Source organism: Streptomyces sp. NPDC041940, from assembly GCF_055589465.1.
In genome coordinates this window covers 75,775-82,972 of record NZ_JBVJBP010000032.1, presented here as the reverse complement: position 1 = coordinate 82,972, position 7,198 = coordinate 75,775, and the positions used below count along the sequence as shown (strand labels likewise).

The window sequence follows — 7,198 nt, the reverse complement described above, 5'->3', positions numbered from 1 at the left end:
CCCCCCACCCCCCCCCCCCCCCCCCCCCCCCCCCCCCCCCCCCCCCCCCCCCCCCCCCCCCCCCCCCCCCCCCCCCCCCCCCCCCCCCCCCCCCCAGGGCCGGGGAGGGTTCAGCAACCACGCGCCTCGCGCCTCTCTTCTCAGTGGCAGAGGCCACCGGCAAGACGAGGGCGCCCCTGGATCGCAGGGGGCGCCCTCGGTGCCGTTCGGGGGCCTGTACGGCCCTTCGCGGGTCAGGACTTGGCTTCGCCCAGGTGGTGGACGCGGACCATGTTGGTGGTGCCGGGGACGCCGGGGGGTGAGCCGGCGGTGATGACCACGATGTCGCCGTCGTTGAAGCGGTTGAGCTTGACCAGCTCCTGCTCCACCAGGTCGACCATCTCGTCGGTGCTGTTCACGAACGGGACCACGTGCGGCTCCACGCCCCAGCTCAGCGCCATCTGGTTGCGGGTGCCCTCGTCGGTGGTGAAGGCGATGATCGGCTGCTGGGCGCGGTAGCGGGAGAGGCGGCGGGCGGTGTCGCCGGACTGGGTGAAGGCCACCAGGCCCCGGCCGCCGAGGAAGTCGGCGATCTCGCAGGCGGCACGGGCCACCGAACCGCCCTGGGTGCGCGGCTTCTTGCCCGGGACGAGCGGCTGCAGGCCCTTGGACATCAGCTCCTGCTCGGCCGCGGCGACGATCTTCGACATCGTCTTGACCGTCTCGATCGGGTACGCGCCGACGGAGGACTCCGCCGACAGCATGACCGCGTCGGCGCCGTCCAGGATCGCGTTGGCCACGTCGGAGGCCTCGGCGCGGGTCGGACGGGAGTTGGTGATCATCGACTCCATCATCTGGGTCGCCACGATCACCGGCTTGGCGTTGCGCCGGCACAGCTCGATCAGGCGCTTCTGCACCATGGGGACCTTCTCGAGCGGGTACTCGACGGCGAGGTCACCACGGGCGACCATCACGCCGTCGAACGCCATCACGACGTCCTCCATGTTCTGCACCGCCTGCGGCTTCTCCACCTTGGCGATGACCGGGACGCGGCGGCCCTCCTCGTCCATGACGCGGTGCACGTCCTGGACGTCCTTGGCATCGCGGACGAAGGACAGCGCGACCAGGTCGCAGCCCATGCGCATCGCGAAGCGGAGGTCCTCGATGTCCTTCTCGGACAGGGCCGGCACGTTGACGGCCGCGCCGGGCAGGTTGATGCCCTTGTGGTCGGAGATGACGCCGCCCTCGATGACGATCGTCTTCACCTTGGGGCCTTCGACCTCGGTGACCTTCAGCTCGACGTTGCCGTCGTTGATGAGGACCTGGTCGCCCTTGGTCACGTCGCCGGGCAGGCCCTTGTAGGTCGTCCCGCAGATCGTCTTGTCGCCCGGGACGTCCTCGGTGGTGATGGTGAACTCGTCACCGCGCACCAGCTCCACGGGACCTTCGGCGAAGGTCTCCAGGCGGATCTTCGGGCCCTGGAGGTCGGCGAGGACACCGATGGCCCGGCCGGTCTCCTTGGCGGCGGCACGGACCCGGTCGTACCGGCCCTGGTGCTCGGCGTGCGAGCCGTGGCTGAAGTTGAAGCGGGCCACGTTCATACCGGCTTCGATCAACGCGACAAGCTGCTCGTGGGAGTCGACCGCGGGGCCGAGAGTACAGACGATTTTCGAACGGCGCATGGGGGCGATCCTATCGGTTTGTTTCGCAACGGAATATTCCGTCTGGCGGAAAATACAAAAGGGCGGGATGCCGCTCAGGTGTGATTCCCCGAACCAATTACCAGCGCGTAGGTCTGCGTCGCGATCTCCAATTCCTCGTCAGTGGGTACCACCGCCACGGCCACCCGGGAGCCCTCCGGCGAGATCAGCCGCGCCTCGTCGCCGCGTACGGCGTTGCGCTCGCCGTCCACCACCAGGCCCAGCTGCTCCAGGCCCGCCAGGGCGGCCTCCCGCACGGGCGCCGCGTTCTCGCCGACACCGGCGGTGAAGGCGACCGCGTCCACCCGTCCGAGTACGGCGTAATAGGCGCCGATGTACTTCTTCAGGCGGTGAATGTAGATGTCGAACGCCAGCTCCGCCTGCTCGTCGCCCTCGTCGACGCGACGGCGGATCTCGCGCATGTCGTTGTCGCCGCACAGACCGATCAGACCGCTCTTCTTGTTGAGAAGAGTGTCGATCTCGTCGGCGGACATTCCACCAACACGCATCAAATGGAAGATGACGGCCGGGTCCATGTCTCCGGAGCGCGTACCCATCACGAGCCCCTCCAAAGGCGTCAGCCCCATGGAGGTGTCCACGCACCTGCCGCCCCGTACGGCCGAGGCGGACGCCCCGTTGCCCAGGTGCAGCACGATCACGTTCGTCTCGGCGGGGTCCTTGCCCAGCAGCTCGGCGGTGGCCCGGGAGACGTAGGCGTGCGAGGTGCCGTGGAAGCCGTAGCGGCGGACGCGGTGCTCGTCGGCCGTCTTCACGTCGATCGCGTAGCGGGCGGCCGACTCCGGCATGGTCGTGTGGAACGCGGTGTCGAAGACGGCGACCTGCGGCAGGTCGGGCCGCAGCGCCCGCGCCGTGCGGATGCCGGTGAGGTTGGCCGGGTTGTGCAGCGGGGCCACCGGGATGAGCCGCTCGATCTCGGCGAGCACGGCGTCGTCGACGACGGTCGGCTCGGTGAAGGACTGCCCGCCGTGCACCACCCGGTGGCCGATCGCGGCCAGTTCGGGCGAGTCCAGACCGAGGCCGTCCTTGGCGAGCTCCTCGGCCACGGCCTTCAGCGCCGCGTCGTGGTCGGCGATCGCGCCGCCGCGCTCGCGGCTCTCGCCGCCGGCCGGGGTGTGCTTGAGCCGGGAGGTCTGCTCACCGATGCGTTCGACGAGCCCCACCGCCAGCCGGCTGCTGTCGCCCATGTCGAGCAGCTGGTACTTCAGCGACGAGGAGCCGGAGTTGAGGACGAGGACACGGGACGGGCTCACTGGGCGGTTGCCTTCTCACTCGGGGACGGGGCCGGGGACTGGGCCTGGATCGCCGTGATGGCGACGGTGTTGACGATGTCCTGGACGAGGGCGCCCCGGGACAGGTCGTTGACCGGCTTGCGCAGGCCCTGGAGCACCGGGCCGACGGCGATCGCGCCGGCCGAGCGCTGCACGGCCTTGTAGGTGTTGTTGCCGGTGTTCAGGTCGGGGAAGATCAGCACGGTGGCCTGTCCGGCGACCTCGGAGCCGGGCAGCTTGGTCGCCGCGACCGACGGCTCCACGGCGGCGTCGTACTGGATCGGGCCCTCGATCTTCAGGTCGGGGCGGCGGGAGCGGACCAGCTCGGTGGCCTCGCGGACCTTGTCCACGTCCGCGCCGGAGCCGGAGGTGCCGGTGGAGTACGACAGCATCGCGATGCGCGGCTCCACGCCGAACTGCTCCGCCGTCGTCGCCGACTGCATGGCGATGTCCGCGAGCTGCTCGGCGTTCGGGTCGGGGTTGACCGCGCAGTCGCCGTAGACGAGGACCTTGTCGGCGAGGCACATGAAGAACACGGACGAGACGATGTCCGCCTCCGGCTTCGTCTTGATGATCTCGAAGGCCGGGCGGATGGTCGCGGCCGTGGAGTGCACCGAGCCCGAGACCATGCCGTCGGCGAGGCCCTCCTGGACCATCAGCGTGCCGAAGTAGTTCACGTCGGAGACCACGTCGTACGCCAGCTCCACGGTGACGCCCCGGTGGGCGCGCAGGGCCGCGTACTGCTCGGCGAAGGAGTCGCGCAGGTCGGAGGTGGCCGGGTCGATCAGCTGGGACTCGCCGAGGTCGATGCCCAGGTCGGCGGCCTTCTTGCGGATCCGGTCGACCGGGCCGAGCAGGGTCAGCTCGCACACGCCCCGGCGCAGCAGCACCTCGGCGGCGTGCAGCACCCGCTCCTCGGTGCCCTCGGGCAGCACCACGCGGCGCAGGTCGGAGCGGGCCTGCTCCAGCAGCGTGTGCTCGAACATCATCGGTGTGACGCGGTCGCTGCTGGGCGCGGAGACCCGGTTCGAGAGTTCGGCGGTGTCGGCGTACCGCTCGAAGAGGCCGAGTGCCCGCTCCGCCTTGCGCGGGGTGGCCGCGTTCAGCTTGCCCTCCAGGGAGAACAGCTGCTCGGCGGTGGGGAAGCTGGTGCCGGCCACCGACAGCACCGGGGTGCCCGGCGCCAGGCGGTCGGCGAGGGTGAGGATGTCCGCACTGGGCACCTCGTCCAGGGTGAGCAGCACACCGGCTATCGGCGGGGTGCCGGCGCTGTGCGCGGCGAGCGCGCCGACGACCAGGTCGGCCCGGTCGCCCGGGGTGACGACGAGGCAGCCCGGGGTCAGGGCGCCCAGGAAGTTCGGCAGCATCGCACCGCCGAAGACGAAGCCGAGCACGTCCCGGGCGAGCCCCGAGTCGTCGCCGAGCACCACCTTGCCGCCGAGCGCGTGGCTGATCTGCGAGACGGTGGGGGCGGACAGCGCGGGCTCGTCGGGCAGGACGTAACAGGGCGCGGGGAGCCTGGAGTCGAGCCGGCGGGCGATCTCGTCGCGGTCCTCGCGGGCGACCCGGTTGGTGACCATGGCCAGGACGTCGCAGCCCAGCGTGTCGTAGGCCCGGTAGGCGTTGCGCGTCTCGGCGAGCACCGACTCGACGGTCTGCTTGCGGCCGCCCACGACCGGGATCACCGACGCGCCGAACTCGTTCGCCAGCCGTGCGTTCAGCGACAGCTCGTCCGGGAGCTGCGTGTCGGCGAAGTCGGTGCCGAGGACCAGGACCACGTCGTACTCGCGGGCCACCCGGTGGAACCGTTCGACGAGCGTGGACACCAGCTCGTCCGTGCCGGCCTCGGCCTGGAGGGCGGACGCCTCCTGGTAGTCCATGCCGTAGACGGTCGACGCGTCCTGCGCGAGCCGGTAGCGGGCGCGCAGCAGCTCGAAGAGGCGGTCGGGCCCGTCGTGGACGAGAGGCCGGAAGACGCCGACCCGGTCGACCTGCCGGGTGAGGAGCTCCATGACCCCCAGTTCGACGACCTGGCGGCCGTCGCCTCGGTCGATGCCGGTCACGTACACGCTGCGGGTCACGCGCGCTCTCCGTTTCGTCTCGGTGGCATGTCGCTGTTCGGGATGTCTCTGTCCGGGATGTCTCTGTCCGGATGTCTCTGCGGGACGTCGAAAAATCGCCCATCGAGGTGAGCGGAACCGCCTTGACAATACCTCCGCCGATGGATAAGGCGCCCGTCAGAGTCGGGTACCCCGCCGGGCCGGGGAGCGTGAAACAATCGGCAGAAGCTCACCGGTGTCAACAGCGAGCAGGAGACACAGCACGATGCGTATCGGAGTTCTCACCGCAGGCGGCGACTGCCCCGGCCTGAACGCCGTGATCCGGTCGGTCGTGCACCGGGCGGTCGACAACTACGGCGACGAGGTCATCGGCTTCGAGGACGGCTACTCGGGTCTGCTCGACGGCCGCTACCGCGCCCTCGACCTGAACGCGGTCAGCGGCATCCTGGCCCGCGGCGGCACGATCCTGGGATCGTCCAGGCTGGAGCGCGACCGGCTCCGTGAGGCCTGCGAGAACGCCTCCGACATGATCCACGAGTTCGGCATCGACGCGCTGATCCCGATCGGCGGCGAGGGCACGCTGACGGCCGCGCGCATGCTGAGCGACGCGGGCCTGCCCGTCGTGGGCGTCCCGAAGACCATCGACAACGACATCTCCTCCACGGACCGCACCTTCGGTTTCGACACGGCGGTGGGGGTCGCCACCGAGGCGATGGACCGGCTGAAGACGACCGCCGAGTCCCACCAGCGGGTGATGGTGGTGGAGGTCATGGGCCGGCACGCCGGGTGGATCGCGCTGGAGTCCGGCATGGCGGCGGGTGCGCACGGCATCTGTCTGCCGGAGCGTCCGTTCGATCCGGCCGATCTCGTCAAGATGGTCGAGGAGCGCTTCGCCCGCGGCAAGAAGTTCGCGGTCATCGCCGTCGCCGAGGGCGCCCACCCCGCGGACGGCTCCATGGACTACGGCAAGGGCGCGATCGACAAGTTCGGCCACGAGCGCTTCCAGGGCATCGGCGCGGCACTCGCCCATGAGCTGGAGAGGCGACTCGGCAAGGAGGCCAAGCCGGTCATTCTCGGCCACGTCCAGCGCGGCGGCTCACCGACCGCCTACGACCGGGTGCTCGCCACCCGGTTCGGCTGGCACGCGGTGGAGGCGGCGCACCAGGGCCGGTTCGGCCGGATGACCGCGCTGCGCGGGACGGACATCGTGATGGTGCCGCTCGCGGAGGCCGTGACCGAGCTGAAGACGGTGCCGAAGGACCGGATGGACGAGGCCGAGTCGGTGTTCTAGGCGCCGGTGCTTCCGGCCGGGCTTTCCTGGATTCTCGTCCAGAAGTGATCGACGATCCGGTCGAGGAAGTCGCGGGCGGTGCCGCCCGCGTCGCCGCTGCCGCCGCCCCAGCTCAGGGTGGCGGCCATCCGGCCCTGGTAGTCCTCGTGCAGCGCCCGCAGGGCGCCCTCCAGGAACGGCCGGTCCAGGGGTACGAGTTTGGCGACCGGGCGCACATAGGCCTGCCAGCGGGTGCTGACCGCGCTGCGCAGCAGTTCGCCGAGCTTGGCGTCGCGGCCCGTGACGGTGACGAAGTCGGCGAGGCCCAGGCCGAGCAGGTCGGCGAGGGCGCCGGACTGGCGGTCCGTGCCGCGCCAGGTGTCGGTCTCCTCCATGCGCAGATACGCGTGGACCTCGTGTCCCACGGCCCGGGCCACGTCCTCGGGGGCGAGGCAGCGGGCGATGCGGTGCTCGCGCAGGGTGCGCGGTCTGCCGATGAGTTCGCCGGGTGAGCACCACAACACGCCTGCGAGAGCGGTGAGTTCCGAGTTCGACGGGGCCGAGGCCCCGCGCTCCCAGTCGATGACGTGGTCCGGGGTGACGCGGGGATGTCCGTACGAGACGCGCATGCCGTGGGCGACGTGCTCGGGCGTCATGCCGAGGGCCGCGCGCAGCCGGCGGGCGGCCGGGGCGTTGAAGGGCGGGGTCGTCGGGGCGGACGGCGGAGGGGGAGTGGGAGCGGACTGGCTCGGGCGGGCTGAAGGTCGGCGCACGCGCCACAAGCTAGGGGGACGGGGGTGCGATGACTACGGTCTGTTCGGCCAGGATCACGGATTGTAGGAAGCTACGGCTACCGGCCGGTTCGGCGGGGGCTGAAGATCGGCTTGTCGGTCGGGGCGG

5 protein-coding genes are annotated in these 7,198 nt (G+C 70.8%); 1 reads left to right on the top strand and 4 read right to left on the bottom strand.

Features of this window, described 5'->3' with window-relative positions; translation table 11 throughout:
• Nucleotides 1–233 precede the first annotated feature (233 nt).
• The 3 genes from pyk to pta all read right to left on the bottom strand — a co-directional run bounded on the left by pyk (nt 234) and on the right by pta (nt 5,049).
• Complete coding sequence (gene pyk, locus ACZ6I3_RS36880; protein ID WP_469420710.1) at nt 234–1,661, bottom strand: pyruvate kinase; 1,428 nt, start codon at nt 1,659–1,661, stop codon at nt 234–236.
• Nucleotides 1,662–1,735: 74 nt separating this feature from the next.
• A complete protein-coding gene (locus ACZ6I3_RS36875) occupies nt 1,736–2,950 on the bottom strand; it encodes an acetate kinase (protein WP_469420709.1) in 1,215 nt (404 codons plus the stop codon).
• Nucleotides 2,947–5,049: a phosphate acetyltransferase gene (pta, locus tag ACZ6I3_RS36870; RefSeq protein WP_469420708.1), complete on the bottom strand. Its 2,103-nt coding sequence runs from the start codon at nt 5,047–5,049 to the stop codon at nt 2,947–2,949. The genes ACZ6I3_RS36875 and pta overlap by 4 nt, the downstream gene beginning before the upstream one ends.
• A gap of 244 nt (nt 5,050–5,293) precedes the next feature.
• Between pta and ACZ6I3_RS36865 the strand changes: the two genes are divergently transcribed.
• The gene (locus ACZ6I3_RS36865; RefSeq protein ID WP_382832797.1) at nt 5,294–6,319 is read left to right on the top strand and encodes an ATP-dependent 6-phosphofructokinase; all 1,026 of its coding nucleotides are present in this window, start codon (nt 5,294–5,296) and stop codon (nt 6,317–6,319) included.
• Here the strand turns inward: ACZ6I3_RS36865 and ACZ6I3_RS36860 are convergent.
• A complete protein-coding gene (locus tag ACZ6I3_RS36860) occupies nt 6,316–7,080 on the bottom strand; it encodes a helix-turn-helix domain-containing protein (RefSeq protein ID WP_469420707.1) in 765 nt (254 codons plus the stop codon). The two genes, ACZ6I3_RS36865 and ACZ6I3_RS36860, sit on opposite strands and share 4 nt — an antisense overlap.
• Nucleotides 7,081–7,198 lie beyond the last annotated feature (118 nt).

Coding starts and splice junctions, on each gene's coding strand:
- ACZ6I3_RS36865 (WP_382832797.1), top strand. CDS start 5,294: ATGCGTATCGGAGTTCTCACCGCAGGCGGCGACTGCCCCGGCCTGAAC.
- pyk (WP_469420710.1), bottom strand. CDS start 1,661: ATGCGCCGTTCGAAAATCGTCTGTACTCTCGGCCCCGCGGTCGACTCC.